The sequence below is a fragment of the Flavobacterium defluvii genome (assembly GCF_900129555.1).
GTDB classification, from domain to species: domain Bacteria; phylum Bacteroidota; class Bacteroidia; order Flavobacteriales; family Flavobacteriaceae; genus Flavobacterium; species Flavobacterium defluvii.
The window spans coordinates 19213-35981 of the sequence record NZ_FQWC01000011.1 but is presented as its reverse complement, the minus strand read 5'-3'; the positions used below and the strand labels follow the sequence as shown (position 1 = coordinate 35981).

General features: G+C 33.9%; 13 protein-coding genes. 5 read left to right on the top strand and 8 right to left on the bottom strand.

Annotated elements, in window-relative coordinates; translation table 11 throughout:
- The first annotated feature begins 279 nt into the window (after window positions 1-279).
- Entirely contained in the window at window positions 280-1308 is a 1029-nt protein-coding gene (locus BUC29_RS19115; RefSeq protein WP_073417858.1) for a LacI family DNA-binding transcriptional regulator, read from the top strand.
- 221 nt (window positions 1309-1529) lie between these two features.
- Here the strand turns inward: BUC29_RS19115 and BUC29_RS19110 are convergent, their stop codons facing one another.
- The 8 genes from BUC29_RS19110 to BUC29_RS19075 form a co-directional block, all read right to left on the bottom strand.
- Window positions 1530-3152, bottom strand: a complete 1623-nt coding sequence (locus tag BUC29_RS19110) for a UxaA family hydrolase (protein ID WP_208610056.1) — start codon at window positions 3150-3152, stop codon at window positions 1530-1532.
- Between the two features lie 34 nt (window positions 3153-3186).
- A complete protein-coding gene (locus tag BUC29_RS19105; RefSeq protein ID WP_073417856.1) occupies window positions 3187-4635 on the bottom strand; it encodes a tagaturonate reductase in 1449 nt (482 codons plus the stop codon).
- A gap of 211 nt (window positions 4636-4846) precedes the next feature.
- Window positions 4847-5515 carry a bifunctional 4-hydroxy-2-oxoglutarate aldolase/2-dehydro-3-deoxy-phosphogluconate aldolase gene (locus tag BUC29_RS19100; protein WP_073417854.1) on the bottom strand — a complete coding sequence of 223 codons (669 nt, stop codon included), beginning with the start codon at window positions 5513-5515 and terminating at the stop codon, window positions 4847-4849.
- A 12-nt stretch (window positions 5516-5527) separates the two neighbouring features.
- Window positions 5528-6550 carry a sugar kinase gene (locus BUC29_RS19095; RefSeq protein ID WP_073417852.1) on the bottom strand — a complete coding sequence of 341 codons (1023 nt, stop codon included), beginning with the start codon at window positions 6548-6550 and terminating at the stop codon, window positions 5528-5530.
- Window positions 6551-6720: 170 nt separating this feature from the next.
- Window positions 6721-8127, bottom strand: coding sequence for a glucuronate isomerase (uxaC, locus tag BUC29_RS19090; RefSeq protein WP_073417850.1), 1407 nt, complete (start codon window positions 8125-8127; stop codon window positions 6721-6723).
- A 24-nt stretch (window positions 8128-8151) separates the two neighbouring features.
- Entirely contained in the window at window positions 8152-8943 is a 792-nt protein-coding gene (locus BUC29_RS19085; protein ID WP_073417848.1) for a gluconate 5-dehydrogenase, read from the bottom strand.
- A gap of 4 nt (window positions 8944-8947) precedes the next feature.
- On the bottom strand, window positions 8948-9787 hold the full coding sequence (kduI, locus tag BUC29_RS19080) for a 5-dehydro-4-deoxy-D-glucuronate isomerase (RefSeq protein WP_084538685.1): 840 nt from the start codon (window positions 9785-9787) through the stop codon (window positions 8948-8950).
- Between the two features lie 90 nt (window positions 9788-9877).
- Window positions 9878-11464, bottom strand: coding sequence for an MFS transporter (locus BUC29_RS19075; protein ID WP_073417844.1), 1587 nt, complete (start codon window positions 11462-11464; stop codon window positions 9878-9880).
- Between the two features lie 395 nt (window positions 11465-11859).
- Here BUC29_RS19075 and BUC29_RS19070 point away from each other — a divergent pair, with 395 nt between their 5' ends.
- From BUC29_RS19070 to BUC29_RS19055, 4 genes are all read left to right on the top strand, one after another.
- Window positions 11860-12801 carry an alpha/beta hydrolase gene (locus BUC29_RS19070; RefSeq protein WP_073417842.1) on the top strand — a complete coding sequence of 314 codons (942 nt, stop codon included), beginning with the start codon at window positions 11860-11862 and terminating at the stop codon, window positions 12799-12801.
- 775 nt (window positions 12802-13576) lie between these two features.
- Window positions 13577-13891 (top strand): hypothetical protein, encoded by a 315-nt coding sequence (locus BUC29_RS19065; protein WP_073417840.1) that lies wholly within the window; start codon window positions 13577-13579, stop codon window positions 13889-13891.
- A 228-nt stretch (window positions 13892-14119) separates the two neighbouring features.
- Window positions 14120-14809: a hydrolase gene (locus tag BUC29_RS19060; RefSeq protein ID WP_073417837.1), complete on the top strand. Its 690-nt coding sequence runs from the start codon at window positions 14120-14122 to the stop codon at window positions 14807-14809.
- Between the two features lie 174 nt (window positions 14810-14983).
- Window positions 14984-16768 (top strand): amidohydrolase, encoded by a 1785-nt coding sequence (locus BUC29_RS19055; RefSeq protein ID WP_073417835.1) that lies wholly within the window; start codon window positions 14984-14986, stop codon window positions 16766-16768.
- The last annotated feature ends 1 nt before the right edge of the window (window position 16769 follow it).

Here is a 16769-nt window from a genome sequence, read left to right as displayed (position 1 = left end):
CTTTGATTCAACAAAACAAAAACACGAATAATCATGTAATCGATTACACGAAAATAGAAAATATGTTTCAGTCCGCCAAATTTATTTAGAAATAAATTGTGTTTTTAATTTCTATTAATAATTATAATTACATTTAATGCAAAAATTATTATAATTTATTATCATTGTAGAATATAAAACGTTATAGTAATTCGTTATGGTAATCGATAACATTAAATATTAGATTATATAAAAAAAATGTATTTTTGTCATAGAATTTAACTTGTAAACCCCTTTTTAATGAGCGAAAAAGTAACCATTTATGATATTGCCGAAAAACTAAATATCACTGCAGCTACTGTTTCCAGAGCGTTGAATAACAACCCGAAGATAAAAGAAAGTACTCGTGAGTTGGTTATAAAAACTGCTGCCTCAATGAACTACAAGCAAAACAAACTTGCTTTAGCCTTAAAAAGTGGTCGTAGTAATAATATTGGAGTAATTGTTCCGCGTATCGACAGTAACTTTTTCGCCTCTGTCATCAGAGGAATTGAAGAAGAACTGCATCCTCATGGTTATCAAGTAATTATTTGTCAGACACATGAGAGTAAAAAAAGAGAAAATGAAAATCTATATACTTTAATTGATGCTCAGGTTGACGGAATTTTAATGTCTGTAACTGATGTAACCGACGAAAATGACGGCGCTTTTCAATATGTACTGCAAAAGAATGTTCCGCTGATATTTTTTGACAGAAGCAAACATATTGAAGGTGTGAGTTCTGTAACCATAAATGATTTTAGGGGCGGATATATTACTACCAAACATTTAATTAATGAAGGCTGTAGAAAGATTGCACATTTTTCCGGAGACCAGTCTCTTGAAATATTCAAAAACAGGTTTTTAGGCTATAAACAGGCTTTGCTGGATCACGGAATTGATTTTAATGAAGAATATGTTATTTATACTAAAAGTAGTGTCGAAGCCGGAAAAGAAGCTGTAGACAAACTTCTGCAGCTAGAAACGCCGCCTGATGCCCTATTTTCTGCAAGTGATTTTGCTGCATTAGGAGCCATTCAGGAATTAAAAGAAAGAAACATCAGTATTCCCAATGAGTTTTGTGTGGCTGGTTTTAGTAACGAACCATTTACGAAATTTATGGAATTATCGATTACTTCTGTAGATCAGTCTCCGCTTGAAATGGGCAAAATGTCAGCTCGTGTTTTCTTAGAACAAGTAGATAAAACAGATACCATCAAAATAGAAAAAAAGGTTGTTCTTGCTCCAGAATTACATATTCGTAAATCATCATCGAGAACCAATTTCTAGATAAAAAATAAACCATATAAATTATGTAAGTAAATTTAAGTTTGCTTTATCTAACAAAAACACAGCTCAATAAAAGCTGCATTTTTTTGTTGTATGCATATAATCAAAAATGAACTTATATCACTTATATGGTTTAAAAATAAAAAAAAAGACGCACTACTGTGCGTCTCTAAATATAAACCTTTGTCACTTTGTATCTCTGCAACTTTGTACCTAAAAAATTAAAGCGATACTCCTCTTTTCCAAGGAATAAAGTCATTTTGATTCAATAATGCTGCTTTGGTTTTGATTGTTCCGCTGGCTACATCAATAATAAATTCTAACATTTCATCTGCCATTTCATCAATTGTTTTTTCTCCGGTAATGATTCCTCCTGTATCAATATCGATGATATCCGACATTTTGTTTGCTAACTGCGTGTTAGAAGAAATTTTAACAACCGGCGCAATTGGGTTTCCTGTTGGTGTTCCTAAACCTGTTGTAAATAATACCATATTTGCTCCGGAACCTACCATTGCTGTTGTACATTCTACATCATTTCCCGGAGTACAAAGTAAAGTTAAACCTGGTTTTGTGATATATTCTCCATAATCAAAAACTCCTGTAATTGGCGAAGTTCCGCCTTTTTTAGCTGCTCCGGCAGATTTCATTGCATCGGTAATTAAACCGTCTTTAATATTACCCGGAGATGGATTCATATCAAATCCTGAACCAGCATCTACAACTGTTTTTTCGTACCATTGCATTAAGTCTAAGAAACGTTTTCCGCTTTCGTCTTCAACACATCTGTTTACTAATTCCTGCTCAACACCACATAATTCAGGGAATTCAGAAAGAATGGTTGTTCCGCCTAAAGCAGCCAATAAATCTGAAGTTACACCTAAAGTCGGATTTGCAGAAATTCCAGAGAATCCGTCAGAACCACCACATTCTAAGCCAATTTTAAGTTTAGATAATGGTGCAGGCTCTCTTTTTATTTCGTTTGCTTTTTTAATCGCTTCAAAAGTATCTTTTACAACACTATTCAGCATTGTTTCAATTGTTCCTATTGACTGTTGATCGTAAATCAAAACCGGTTTTTTACTATTTGGATTTATAGCATCTAAAGCCTCTTTAAAAATCGAAATTTGAAGATTCTGGCATCCTAAACTTAAAACTGTTGCTCCTGCAACGTTGGGATTGTTTACATAACCCGCCAAAAGTTTAGCCAGACTATGAGAATCCTGACGAATTCCGCCGCAGCCGCCTTGGTGAGTAATAAATTTTACCTGAATATTATTGAATAAATTAGCATTGTTTGAAGCTTCCTGATTTCCTGCTCCGCCAGTTTCTGATTTTACCAAAGAACGTAATAACAATTGATAATCGTTTTCTTTTGGTTTCATCAATTCTTTTTCAAAAATATCTTTTAAGATTTCGATATTTCTGTTTTCACAAAATACTAACGGAAAGAATAACCAAACGTTTTCAGTTCCAACCTGTCCATCTTCTCTGTGATAACCCTGCCATGTTCTGTCTTTCCATTTATCGATATTAGGAGCTGTCCAGCCAATTGTTTCTGTTTTGCCTGTAACTTTATCACTTTCGTGTTTCACATTGGCAGTAGAAAGCAATCCTCCTCTTTCGATTCTTGCACTTGCTTTACCCACCAAAACTCCGTACATCATGATTCGGTCTCCTGCATTAAAAGGAATCATTGCAATCTTATGTTTCATTTTTACATCTGTCTCAATTGTAACTGATTCTCTTTCGAAATCAATCACTTCACCAGCTGTAAGATCCACCAAAGCAACCGCAACATTGTCTGTTGGATGAACTTTTATTAATTTTTTCTGCACTGCCATAATCCGTGTTCTTTTTGCTCTTTTTGTTTTCTTTTTATTTTATTCTTTCCTGAAATTTTGCAAAACCTGCTTCAATGCCATTTGCATCGATTTCTTCCAAAGCAATTGCAATTGCATTTGTTAATGAAGGAATTTCTGTTAAATCTTCATCCCAAAAACTTTTGTTCTGCAGAGTAAGTCTTGCTATTTTTTCAAAATCATCTGATGTCCATAAACCATCAAAAAATGCAACGATATCTTCACTGTCGTTTACCGGAAGATTCTGTCCGTTCCAGGTTCCTTTGTAAAAACGAATTAGTGCCGCAAAAGCAAAAGTTAAATGAACCGGAAGTTTTTGGTGAATTTTTACATATCCTGTTAAACTTGGTAAAACACGAACTTTAAATTTTGAAATAGAGTTTAAAGCAATTGATGACAATAAGTGTTTAATAAAAGGGTTTCTGAAACGGTCTAAAATTTCTTCAGAGAAACTTGCGAGTTCCTCTTTATCCATATTTAAGGTTTCATTGATTTCTTCAAAAATGGCTTTGTTAATAAATTCTCCCGTAAATGGATTGTCAACGGTTTCTTTTACGGTTTCGTTTCCGTATAGTAATGAGAATGGCACCATTGCAGTATGTGCTCCATTTAAAATTCTAACCTTAAGTGTTCTGTAAGGCTGCATATCGTCTACGATTTTTACATCAAGATCCGTTTTTTCAAACGGAAGTTTTGCTTTCAGTTCGTCATCACCTTCAATAACCCATAAAAAGAAAGTTTCGGCACTTACAATCAAATCATCTTTATAATCTAGCTGACTATTATATTCTTCGATTTGATCTTTTGGATATCCTGGTACAATTCTGTCAACTAGTGTATTATGGAATGAACAGCTGTTTAGAACCCATGAAACGAATTCCTGATCTAATTTCCAGTCTGTACAATATTTTAAAATAACTTCTTTTAAAGTATCTGAATTATAATTAATTAACTCACAAGGAATAATCGTTAATCCTTTTTCAGCTGCACCATTAAAATGTTTAAATCTTTCATGTAAAAGTACCGTTAACTTTGCAGGAAAAGATACAGGAGGCTGCATGGTAGGAAGGTCTGAAGCAATGTATTCAATTCCGGCTTCAGTTGTATTTGATATAATAAAAGCCAGTTCATCTTCTTTTGCTAAAGATAAATATTCCTGAAAAGAAGCATAAGGATCAACTGCTTTTACAATATTGGTAATCAATTCTTTTTCCTGAATTTCTTCACCTTTTTTTACACCTTTCATAAACAAAGTGTACAATCCGTCCTGTGCATTGATCATATTCACCAGCCCTTTATCAATAGGCTGAACAACAGCAATTCCGGCATTAAAATCTGCTTTTTGGTTTAATTTCTGAATTGCATATTCTACAAAAGCTCTTAAGAAATTACCTTCTCCAAATTGAATAATTTTAATTGGCAGTCTGTTTGAAAACTCTGAATTTGATCTGTTAATTTTTTCCATTTTAATTTTTAACTTAAAGTGTTTATAAATAACCACTTAACACCTTATTGATCAACTTTATAACATTGTAAAAGAAACATTACACCCATGATTAAACAGATCTTGCTGTGAGGAGTCACAAGATGTATTTTTCCAAGCGTAATGCTCAATTACAATCTCTAAAATCTAAAAAAAACGCATCTAAATAAGGATTGGCATGATTACTCCTTATTTATTTTCTTATATTTTTTATAATATCAAGAACCTGACGAACTTTAGCAGTTAAACCGTCGAAATCTTTCTTTTCTAATATATCTTTTGAAATTAATTGCGATCCTAAACCAACACAAGTTGCTCCGGCGTTAAGCCATGAACTTAAACTTTCTTCAGTTGGATAAACACCGCCTGTAGGCATAATGTTTGTCCACGGACAAGGACCTTTTATGGCTTTTATAAATTCTGGGCCGTAAATGTCTGCTGGAAATAATTTTACGATTTCACAGCCTAATTCTTCTGCTCTTGCAATTTCTGTAAGCGTTCCGCAGCCCGGCGACCAAAGGACTTTTCGACGATTGCAGGCAATTGCTATATCTTCTCTAAAAACCGGAGTTACAATAAAATTTGCTCCTAAACTCATGTATAATGAAGCCGAAGCGGCGTCGGTTACAGAACCAACTCCTAAGATCATTCCCGGAAGTTCTGCTAAAGCATATTTGTTTAAAGCTCCGAAGACTTCATGTGCAAAGTCACCTCTGCTTGTAAATTCCATTAATCTGGAACCGCCATCGTAACAAGCTTTTAAAACTTTTTTACTCAATTCAATATCCGAATGAAAAAATAACGGCACCATCCCGTTATCTTTCATCGTCTCTGCAACTTCTATTCTTGAATATTTTGCCATATTTATATTTAATTATCTTGATACTAATGCAGAACCATCACCATCAATCATATTTTCAACTTCTTTTAATGTAACCAGATTGTAATCGCCAGCAATTGTATGTTTTAAACAGCAGGCTGCCACTGCAAAGTCTAATGCTCTCTGGTAGTTGTATTGATATTCTAATAGTCCGTAAATTAATCCGCCCATAAAGGCATCTCCGCTCCCTACTCTGTCTACAACCGGTGTAACTTCTTTTAGCGCAGCACTGTGAATGGCTTTTCCATCAAATAGAACGCCTCCTATTCTTTGATGTGAAGCACTAACAGAATAGCGAAGTGTTGTTGCAGCAATTTTTAAATTAGGAATTAATTCAAACAACTTTGTATATAAAGCCGGAAGTGATTTCTGATCCTGATAATTAGGATTTTCCTTTGGAATTCCTAACATGAAATAAGCGGTATCAATGTCTCCTAAAATAACATTGCAATATTGCAGCATTTCGGGCATTACCTGGCTTGGCGTTTTTCCGTACTGCCAAAGTTTTGATCTGTAATTTAAATCGCATGAAATTTTAATCCCAAGTTTATGAGCCGTTTTAATAGCTTCTAAACAAGCCTCTGCGGCAGTTTGAGAAATAGCAGGCGTAATTCCGCTCCAGTGAAACCATTCAGCTCCTTCCAGAACTTTTTCCCAATCTATTTGTCCTTTTTCAATAGCTGCCATTGCGCTGTGTGCACGATCGTAAACTACATTACTTCCGCGGGTTCCAGCCCCGGTTTCCAAAAAATAGATTCCTAAACGTTCTCCTCCGTAAATTATATTTTTAGACTCAACATTCATTTTTCGGATTTCTTTTAATGCCGATAAACCAATTTCGTTTTGAGGTAATCTTGTTACAAATTTAGCATTTACGCCATAATTGGCCAACGAAACACATACATTAAATTCTCCGCCTCCGTACGTAGCACCAAATGCCGTAGACTGCGAAAAACGTAAATGTCTTTCTGTTGATAAACGCAACATGATTTCTCCAAATGCAACTACTCTACTCATTTCTTATATTTTTAATTTTAAGGCGTTAAGAAAATTAAGCCTTACTTTATGTTCTCTTTGCTATTAAAGGTTAAGTTTATTAAGCCTACTAGCTTAATTATATTTTTATTATTAAGTAACTATTCAAACCCAAAACTTAATTTTCTTAATACCTTAATGGTTAAAAAAAATTAAAATTTAAAATATTCTTTAGCGTTGTTATATGAAATGTCGGCAACTAACTTTCCTATCCATTCCATATCATTTGGAAGTTCTCCTCGTTTGATTTCGTCTCCCAAAAGATTACATAAAATACGTCTGAAATATTCGTGTCTTGGGAATGAAAGAAAACTTCTTGAATCTGTCAGCATTCCAACAAAACAGCTGATTAATCCCATATTTGAAAGCGCGTTTAACTGCTTTGTCATTCCGTCTTTTTGATCTAAAAACCACCAGCCAGATCCCAATTGCACTTTACCACGAACGCTGCCATCGTTAAAATTTCCAATCATCGTTGCCATAACTTCGTTATCAGCCGGATTTAAATTGTAAATAATGGTTTTTGTCAATTTATCTTTGCTGTCTAAAGCATTTAAAAATCCTGACAATTTTTGGGCCTGAGGATAATCTCCAATAGAATCCCATCCTGTATCTGGCCCTAAGATTCTGTGCATACGGGCATTATTGTTACGTAATGCTCCTAAATGGAATTGCTGCACCCATCCAAATTCATGATAAGTTTCTGACAAGAATAATAAAACGGCACTTTGGAATTTTAAAACCTCATCTGATGTTATAACTCTGTTTTCTCTTTTCTTTTTAAAAATTGCGTTTATTTCAGATTCTGTAAATTCTTCAAAATAAATTTGATCTAACCCGTGATCACTTAGTTTACAACCATTTATATTAAAGAATTCAATCCTGTCTCTTAATGCAGAAAGTAAATCTGCATAGGTATTAATTGCAATTCCGGACACATCCCCTAATGTGTCCAGATATGCATTATAACCATCATTAGAAATCAAGATGGCTTTATCAGGTCTGAAAGCCGTACTCATTTTAAATCCAATTGGATTTTTATTCACTTTGTGGTGAAATTCTAAAGAATCGATCGGATCTTCGGTAGTACAAACCAATTCAGCGTTTACTTTTTTAAGAAGGTTTTGTGTGCTATAAGCCTGGGAATTTATTTTTTCTGAAGTTTCAATGTAAATTTTCTCAGCATTTTTTTCATTCAGCAGATCATAAATATCAAAATAGCGCGCTAACTCTAAATGTGTCCAGTGATACAGAGGATTACGCATTGTATACGGAACTGTTTTTGCCCAGTTTAAAAATTTATCCTTGTCCGAACCATTTCCGGTTACAAACTGTTCGTTGATTCCTAATGTACGCATGGCACGCCATTTATAGTGGTCTCCTTTAATCCATACATTTGTAATGTTATCAAAAATCTTATCTTCGGCAATAAACTGCGGATTTAAGTGATTATGATAATCAATAATGGGCTGATTTTTAGAATAGGTATGATACAATTCTTCAGCATATTTATTTTCCAACAGAAAATTATCGTGTATGAATGTCTGATTCGCGCTCATGTCTTTTTTTATATTTTTTGAGAATTACTCTTCATTTGAAGGTTTTCCAATTGTGGCAAGAATTCCACCGTCGACATATAAAATGTGACCGTTTACAAAATCACTTGCTTTGGATGATAAAAATATTGCCGCTCCGGCCAAATCACTTGGATCTCCCCATTTTGCAGCTGGAGTTCTGCTTATGATAAAATCATTAAACGGATGTCCGTCAACTCTAATGGGTTTTGTTTGTTCCGTAGCAAAATAGCCAGGACCGATTCCGTTAATCTGAACATTGTATTTTGCCCATTCTGTTGCCATATTTTTAGTCAGCATTTTTAAACCTCCTTTTGCAGCAGCGTATGCCGAAACTGTATTTCTTCCTAATTCACTCATCATAGAGCAAATGTTTATTATTTTTCCTTGTCTTCTTTCTATCATTCCCTTGGCTACATGTTTAGAAACGATAAACGGACTAACCAAATCTATATCAACAACTTCTCTGAAATCGGAAACTTCCATATCCAGAAGCGGAATTCTTTTAATAATTCCAGCATTGTTGATCAAGATATCGATTGGCCCAACTTCGCTTTCAATTTTTTGAACAGCTGTTTTTACTTCTTGTTCTTCTGTTACATTAAATTTATAACCAACCGCATTAATTCCTTCGCTTTTTAACTCCGCTACAGCATTGTCAATTTTTTCCTGAGACGAATTTCCGTTTACTACAATAGTTGCTCCTGCTTGTCCAAGTCCTTTTGCCATTGCCATTCCAAGTCCGTGTGTACTTCCTGTGATAAGGGCTACTTTTCCTTTTATATCAAATAAGTTTGTCATTTTCTTATCTTAAATCAGTGATTTTACAAACATCCATATCTCCGTAATCCAGATTTTCACCCGCCATTCCCCAGATAAAAGTATAATTGCTGGTTCCTGAACCTGAGTGAATTGACCAAGGCGGAGAAATTACTGCCTGATGATTGTTCATCCAGATATGTCTTGTTTCCTGAGGCTGTCCCATAAAATGACAAACTGCCTGATTTTCCGGAATATCTAAATAAAAATACACTTCCATTCTGCGGTCGTGTACGTGAGCCGGCATAGTATTCCAAACGCTTCCCGGTTTCAATTCCGTCATTCCCATCTGCAATTGGCAGGTTGTAACCACACTTCCAATAATCATTTGGTTTACTGTACGATGATTTGCCGTTTCCATTGTTCCCAATTGTAATTTATTAGCTTCAGCTAAACTTACTTTTACGGTTGGGTAAGATTTGTGAGCCGGTGCAGAATTTATGTAGAATTTAGCCGGATTTTTACTGTCGGCACTTTTAAAGATTACTTCTTTATTTCCTGCTCCAATGTATAAAGCATCTTTAAAACCTAATTCATAAGTTGTTCCTTCTACTACTACAGAACCGCTTCCTCCAACATTTATAACACCTAATTCTCTTCTTTCTAAAAAATAAGGTGCTTTTAGCAGATCAATTGTTTCAAGAGTTAAATCTCCTTTTACCGGAACTGCAGATCCTGCAATGTATCTGTCGTAGTGAGAATAAACCAATACAATTTCATCCTCCTGCATTAAATCATCAATTAAGAATTCGTCTCTCAATTGCTGTGTATCATATTTTTTTACGGCTTCTGGGCTTGATGCGTATCTTGAACTATACTTTGTCATAATTTTATTTTAATGTAATCGATTGCACAAAATTAATTTTTTATATGGAAAAACCATAATTCCAATGAAATTATTTCAAAATAAAGTTAATTATAGATTTGTAATTGGGCGATATTTTGGCACTAAAGTTTTCATTACAACCCAGCCTATTAAATAACAAACGGCACAGATGGAGAAAATAATCATATACCCTGAATTTATACCGTTTACAACCGTATCTCCTGATGTAGACAAATGTTTTAAGAAATCTCCAAGATTACCCACTCCCTGCTCTTTTAAAAATACTTTAGCAGTTTCCGGATCTAAAAATTGAGGATATTTTTCTAATAATGGCTCACCGTTTATCAAACTCCAGTTTTTCTGTGTATAATCAAATAAAACTCCTGAGCCTTTATTAATTAAAGTTGATCCTAAACCTCCTGCTAAACCTCCAATTCCTGTAATGGTTGCAATTGCTTTTTTAGGAAACATATCTCCAACTGTTGTAAAAATATTAGCTGACCAGGACTGGTGTGCCGCACCAGCAATTCCGATAATAATAACCGGAATCCAGTAACTGATATACCCTAAAGGTTGAGCAATCAAAGCTAATAACGGAAAAAAGGCAAAAATTAACATAGCTTTCATTCTTCCTTCGTATGCATTCATCCCTTTTTTATCTACAAAATAGGTTGGAAGCCATCCGCCAATAATTGACAATAACGTAATAGAATAAAGAACAAATAGCGGAAATTCCGATTGCTCAGAATCCATTCCGTAAACAGAACTTAAATAGGCTGGCGTCCAGAATAAGAAAAACCACCAAACACCGTCTGTCATAAATTTTCCAAAAGCAAATGCCCAGGTTTGTTTGTATTTCAAACAATCCTTAATAGATACTTTTGAACTGTTTTCTTCTATAATTTTATTATCAGTAATATCATCCTGCTGAATATAAGCTAATTCTTCTGCGCTTACTTTAGCGTGTTTTTCCGGTTTATCATACAGGAAAATCCAAAATCCCATCCATAAAAACCCTAAAGCTCCAATGATAATAAATGACATTTCCCATCCAAAAGTTCTTGCAATAAACGGAATAGAAATTGGTGCCGCTAATGCTCCTACTGTTGCTCCTGCATTGAAAATACTGGTTGCAAAAGCCCTGTCTTTTTTAGGAAAATATTCTGCTGTAGTTTTAATGGCCGCCGGAAAATTTCCTGCTTCTCCAATTGCTAAAATAAGGCGGGCAAAAATAAACAATGTAACACTTACATTAATCACTCTGCTTGTATCACTTAGAGTACCAATTATTTCTTTTGAACCTTCAAAACCAACCAGCCAGTTACCTGTTATAACTCCGGAAGTTGCGATTCCGCAAAAAGCATGCAGACAAGCTCCTACAGACCAAATTCCGATTGCCCAAAGAAATCCTTTTTTGGTATCCATCCAATCCACAAATCTCCCTGCTAATATTAAGGATACAGCATAAAAAATCGAAAACAAAGCTGTAATGTCACCATAATTTGTATTTGTCCAATGAAATTCAGGCGCAATAAATTCACTCCATGTTAAGGAAAGAACCTGTCTGTCCAGATAATTGATTGTAGTTGCAAAGAATAATAATGCGCAGATAATCCAGCGATATTTTCCAGCAGATTTAACAGGTTGGTTTACTTGAACAGCATCGGTTTGATTCATAATTGTGTGGTTATTTTAGTTAGATATTTTAAAATCAATACAAAAAATGCATAATTTAAATTCATTAGAATCAACTGACTAAATTATAGAATTGCAACAATGTAATCGATTGCACAAATATAGTTTTTAATCTTTATAATCCAAATAAATTATATATAAAATTATTTTGAGTATCAAATTTAATGCATTACTTAAAAAAAAGAACTCAAAATTAAACATTAAACAATATATTTGTTAAAAGCCAATAGGCTAAATTTATCCTTATTTAGGGGTAAAATTGTCCTGAAACTTACCATTTTAAAATGCTTTTTATTTATCTTCAAAAATTAAAAATTTGAATTAAAAATAGGCATATTAAAAGATTAACACACTACAAACCAAACAATTAAAACAAATTGAAAAATACTAAAAATCAATATTCAAAAGGAACAGTATTAAGTTTTGTACTTTTTTCTGCAGTAATATTTTGTACAAATGCACAAAAACAGGTAATTCAGCTTTGGAATAAAATTCCGGATGAAATTAAAGCTCCGGATTATAACGAGAAAGAAGTTATAAATGATGGAAAAGTAGAAAGTACAAGTTTTGTTACCATCCCTACTCTTACCGCTTTTTTTCCGAATGTAACAAAACCAAATCAAACGGCGGTAATTATTCTTCCCGGCGGTGGATATCAGCATTTAGCAATTGACAAAGAAGGAACAAAAGTTGCACAATGGTTTAATAGTTTAGGAATTCCGGCCTTTGTGCTTAAATACCGTCTTCCGAGTGATTTAATTATGAAAAACAAAAATGTCGGCCCATTGCAAGATGCGCAGGAAGCCGTTCGTTATGTTAGACAAAATGCCGCAAAATGGAATATTGATCCTAATAAAATTGGAATTTTAGGTTTCTCAGCCGGAGGACATTTAGCTTCGACTTTGTCAACTCATTATGATGATACAGTTTACGAATCTGCATATAAAGTAAGTGCCCGTCCTGATTTTTCTCTATTAATTTATCCTGTAATTTCAATGCAAAATGAAATTACTCACAAGGGTTCTCAAATTAATTTACTGGGAAACAATCCTTCGCAGGATTTAATAGATTTTTTCTCAAACGAAAAGAAAGTTACTACAAGAACACCGCCAGCATTCTTAATACATGCAACAGACGATACAGTTGTTATACCTGAAAATAGCATTAATTATTATTTAGCCCTTAAAAAAAATGGTGTTACAGCCGAGTTACATTTATATGAAAAAGGTGGTCATGGTTTTGGACTTGGCGTAAATGACACGAGTAAATATTGGACCAAAGATTGCGAAGAATGGTTAAAAGCAAATAGGCTAAATTAATTATCAATTGTTTATTACCATAAAAAAAGGTTTTTAGAAAAGGATAACTAACTTAATAACCCAATCTAAAAACCTATAAAAAATTAGACATTTTTGTATTGTTTGCAAATTTCTACAAGTTACCCACTATAAAAAATGAATATGTCTTATTTTTAAAAAAATTAAAAAAATTGTTTCTCCAAAAACAGTTTAACATTAAGACTTGCTGCAAGAATAATTTAAAAGGTAAATAAATCATTATCCTCAAATCTCAACGAGACAAATCTAATTGAGGATTTTTAAATTCCGTTACGGGTTTTCCGTAATTTTTTTAGTTCTGATATTCTGAAACATAATCCCGACAATTATCAGGAATAAACTCTATTCGATACCTACAAAATCTTTTCTTATCCTAGATTAAGCCGAAGCCAAAATGAAACAAATAAATTTGCATAGTAAATTACAAGTTCTGTCAAAAACTGAAATCAAAATAAAAAAGAAAACCTTAGCTTCTCAGCATCTTAGAACCTCAGAATCTTTCTTATTCTAGATTAAGTGGAAACAAAATCGGAACTAATAAATTTGCATAGTAGATTACAAGTTCTGTCAAAAACTGAAATCAAAATAAAAAAGAAAATCTCAGAATCTTAGAATCTTTCTTATTCTAGATTAAGTTGAAGCAAAAATGAAAACAATAAATTTGTAAAGTAAATTAGAAGTTCTGTCAAAACTAATTTTCGAAGTGAGTAAAAGCCTAGAACCTTAGCACCTCAGAACCTCAAAAACTAAAAAGAAAATGAAAACACTTGAATTCTTATTACTCGGAAAAAACGAAGAAATCCTGGCCATTTTACTTCGCCTTGTAAATGCTTATGAAGACTGGAATGCAGTCGCATTTAGCAGCGAAACAGAAGCTCAGGAATATTTTCAAAATCACAAAATCGATGTTGTTCTTTTAAGTTCCGGAATCGAAGATCATGTCGAAAAAGAGTTTACTTTATTTTGCTTAAACCAGCAGCCAGACGTAGAAGTAATTGAACATTTTGGCGGAGGAAGCGGATTATTAAAATCAGAAATTCTCCACAGATTACATCTAAAAGGAAAAATCTAGGTACCAACATATTTCTCTTTTAAAATTCATTAAAAGCTTAACGAAAATCATTTAACGAATATCCAACTTTCAGTAACGATATATCGCTAGGATTACTATTGCCTTTTCTGAAAATCCTTTAAAAATCAACACATTACAAACAAGGCATTCTATTTGGATGCAAAACATTGAAAATCAATTACAAAATATTTTTTAAACCTTTTTAATTAACAACAAAATCAATTTATCATGAAAAAATTAATCCTAACAACAGCTTTATTATTAGTAACATTTATCGGTTTTGCTCAAAAACCTAGTCCGGCATTATTAGACCCAACAAATCATGCTTTAGTACTAATTGATTACGAAAGCCAAATGGCGTTTGCAGTAAGCAATATTCCAATCGATCAGCTTAGAAACAACACTGCCTTAGTTGCCGGAGCATCTAAAATATTCAAAGTTCCAACTGTAGTAACAACCGTAGCAGAAAAATCATTCAGCGGACCTGTTTTTAGAGAAATTGAAGAATTCTATCCGCAAAAATCTTCAAACTATATTGACCGTACCACAATGAATACCTGGGAAGATGTTCCAGCCCGTAAAGCCATTATTGCTACAGGAAAAAAGAAAATCGTTTTTGGAGGTTTATGGACAAGTGTTTGTATTGTTGGACCCGTTTTATCTGCAATCAACGAAGGTTATGATGTTTATGTAATTACAGATGCAAGCGGAGACGTTTCTAAAGAAGCTCACGAAATGGCTGTAACACGCATGGTTCAGGCTGGTGCGCACCCTATAACTTCATTACAGTATTTATTAGAATTACAACGCGACTGGGCACGTCAGGAAACTTATGTACCTGTTACTGATTTAGTTAAAAAATACGGTGGTGCTTACGGTGTAGGTGTTCAATACGCTCACGAAATGTTGAAACACTAATTTAATTTTAGAAATTGAGAATTAAAAATTAAAAAAATCTCCTAGATCCGCTAAATCTGCGTGAAAAACTAAAAAGATTGAATCTGTTTTTAATGACAGCTTTTTTTTGCCTTTTAATTTTTAATTCTCAAATTTTAATTACATCTCTCCAAACCAACTAAAAATACCACAATTATGAAACTCTCTTTCAAAATATTAGTTTTTCTTTTTCTTCTTTCTTTATCTGTTTTCCCTCAGGGCAAAAAGGCCGTACTTATCGTTCATCATGCTGTAATTCACACTTTAGACGATAAAAATACAATTGCCGAAGCTATGGCTGTTGCCGATGGAAAAATCCTGAAAACAGGAAAAAACAGCGAAATTCTTAAATTAAAAGACAAAAAAACAACCATAATCGATGCCAAAGGAAAAACCATTATTCCAGGTATATTCGATTCACACATGCACATTATCCGCGGCGGAAGATTCTTTAATACAGAATTACGCTGGGATGGCGTTCGTTCTCTTAAAAAAGCTTTAGCAATGCTAAGAGAACAAGCACAAAGAACACCAAAAGGGCAATGGGTTCGTGTTGTAGGCGGATGGAACGCTTATCAGTTTGAAGAAAAAAGACTGCCGACTTTGGCAGAAATTAATGAAGCAACAGGCGATGTTCCAACTTTTATTCTTCATTTATACGGACATGCTTATTTAAACAAAGCAGGTTTAGAAGCTTTAAAAATTGATGCTGCTACACCAAATCCAATCGCAGGTTTAATTGAAAAAGATCCAAACGGAAACCCAACCGGGTTATTAGTTGCCGAGCCAAATGCTTTTATTTTATATTCAACACTTTCCAAGCTTCCTGAATTATCTCCTGAAGAAAAAATAAACTCTACAAAACAATTTATGACCGAAATGAATCGTCTTGGCGTAACGGCCATTATGGATGCCGGAGGCGGATTTCAAAACTTTCCGGACGATTATGGCGTAACGAACGGTTTGTGTAAGGACAACGATTTAACTATTAGAATGCCATATTACTTATTTGCCCAAAAAGCAGGAAGCGAACTAAACGATTATACCAAATGGATTAATTCGGTTGAAATTGGCGAAGGCTGTGACGACCATGATTCAGATAAAGTAGAATATCATATTCAGGGTGCCGGAGAAAATTTGGTAATGAGTGCCGGAGATTTTGAAAACTTCGATAAACCAAGACCAGAATTAAGCCCGGCAATGGAAGGACAATTAAAAGAAGTTTTGTCTCTTTTAATTAAAAACAGATGGCCTTTTAGAATTCATGCTACTTATAATGAAAGCATTATACGATTTTTAAATGTAATTGAAGACATTAATAAAGAAACGCCTTTAAACGGACTTTTATGGTTTTTCGATCACGCCGAAACGGTTTCTACAGAGAACTTAAAACGTATAAAAGCTTTAAATGGAGGAATCGCAATTCAGCATAGAATGGCGTATCAGGGCGAAAGTTTCATAAAAAGATATGGAAAAACCGCTGCTGCAAGTACTGTCCCCCTAAAGAAAATTTTCGAATTAGGAATTAAAGTAGGAATGGGAACTGATGGAACCCGCGTGGCAAGTTATAATCCCTGGGTTGGCTTGTATTGGTTAACAACCGGAAAAACTTTGGGCGGTTTAAAATATATGAATGACGAAAATATCGTTGACAGAACAACCGCTTTAAAATTATTTACTTATGGAAGCGCACAATTAATTAACATTGAAAAAGACAGAGGAATGCTTACTGCAAATAAACTGGCCGATTTCTCTATTCTTTCTGATGATTATTTTTCAACTTCTGAAGAAAAAATCCTTAACATCGAATCAAAATTAACTGTAGTAAACGGAAAAGTAGTTTACGCCGACAATGACTTTAGAACTTTTGCGAACGAAAAACCAAAAGCAATTCCAGACTGGAGTCCGGTAAATTACTTTGGAGGTTATCAAAAAAATTAAT

Bases quoted from the DNA above. Each gene is read 5' to 3' on its own strand.
- uxaC (WP_073417850.1), bottom strand. From the start codon at position 8,127: ATGAGCGCGAATCAGACATTCATACACGATAATTTTCTGTTGGAAAAT.
- BUC29_RS19105 (WP_073417856.1), bottom strand. From the start codon at position 4,635: ATGGAAAAAATTAACAGATCAAATTCAGAGTTTTCAAACAGACTGCCA.
- BUC29_RS19115 (WP_073417858.1), top strand. From the start codon at position 280: ATGAGCGAAAAAGTAACCATTTATGATATTGCCGAAAAACTAAATATC.
- BUC29_RS19095 (WP_073417852.1), bottom strand. From the start codon at position 6,550: ATGAGTAGAGTAGTTGCATTTGGAGAAATCATGTTGCGTTTATCAACA.
- kduI (WP_084538685.1), bottom strand. From the start codon at position 9,787: ATGACAAAGTATAGTTCAAGATACGCATCAAGCCCAGAAGCCGTAAAA.
- BUC29_RS19075 (WP_073417844.1), bottom strand. From the start codon at position 11,464: ATGAATCAAACCGATGCTGTTCAAGTAAACCAACCTGTTAAATCTGCT.
- BUC29_RS19065 (WP_073417840.1), top strand. From the start codon at position 13,577: ATGAAAACACTTGAATTCTTATTACTCGGAAAAAACGAAGAAATCCTG.
- BUC29_RS19100 (WP_073417854.1), bottom strand. From the start codon at position 5,515: ATGGCAAAATATTCAAGAATAGAAGTTGCAGAGACGATGAAAGATAAC.
- BUC29_RS19055 (WP_073417835.1), top strand. From the start codon at position 14,984: ATGAAACTCTCTTTCAAAATATTAGTTTTTCTTTTTCTTCTTTCTTTA.
- BUC29_RS19110 (WP_208610056.1), bottom strand. From the start codon at position 3,152: ATGGCAGTGCAGAAAAAATTAATAAAAGTTCATCCAACAGACAATGTT.
- BUC29_RS19060 (WP_073417837.1), top strand. From the start codon at position 14,120: ATGAAAAAATTAATCCTAACAACAGCTTTATTATTAGTAACATTTATC.
- BUC29_RS19085 (WP_073417848.1), bottom strand. From the start codon at position 8,943: ATGACAAACTTATTTGATATAAAAGGAAAAGTAGCCCTTATCACAGGA.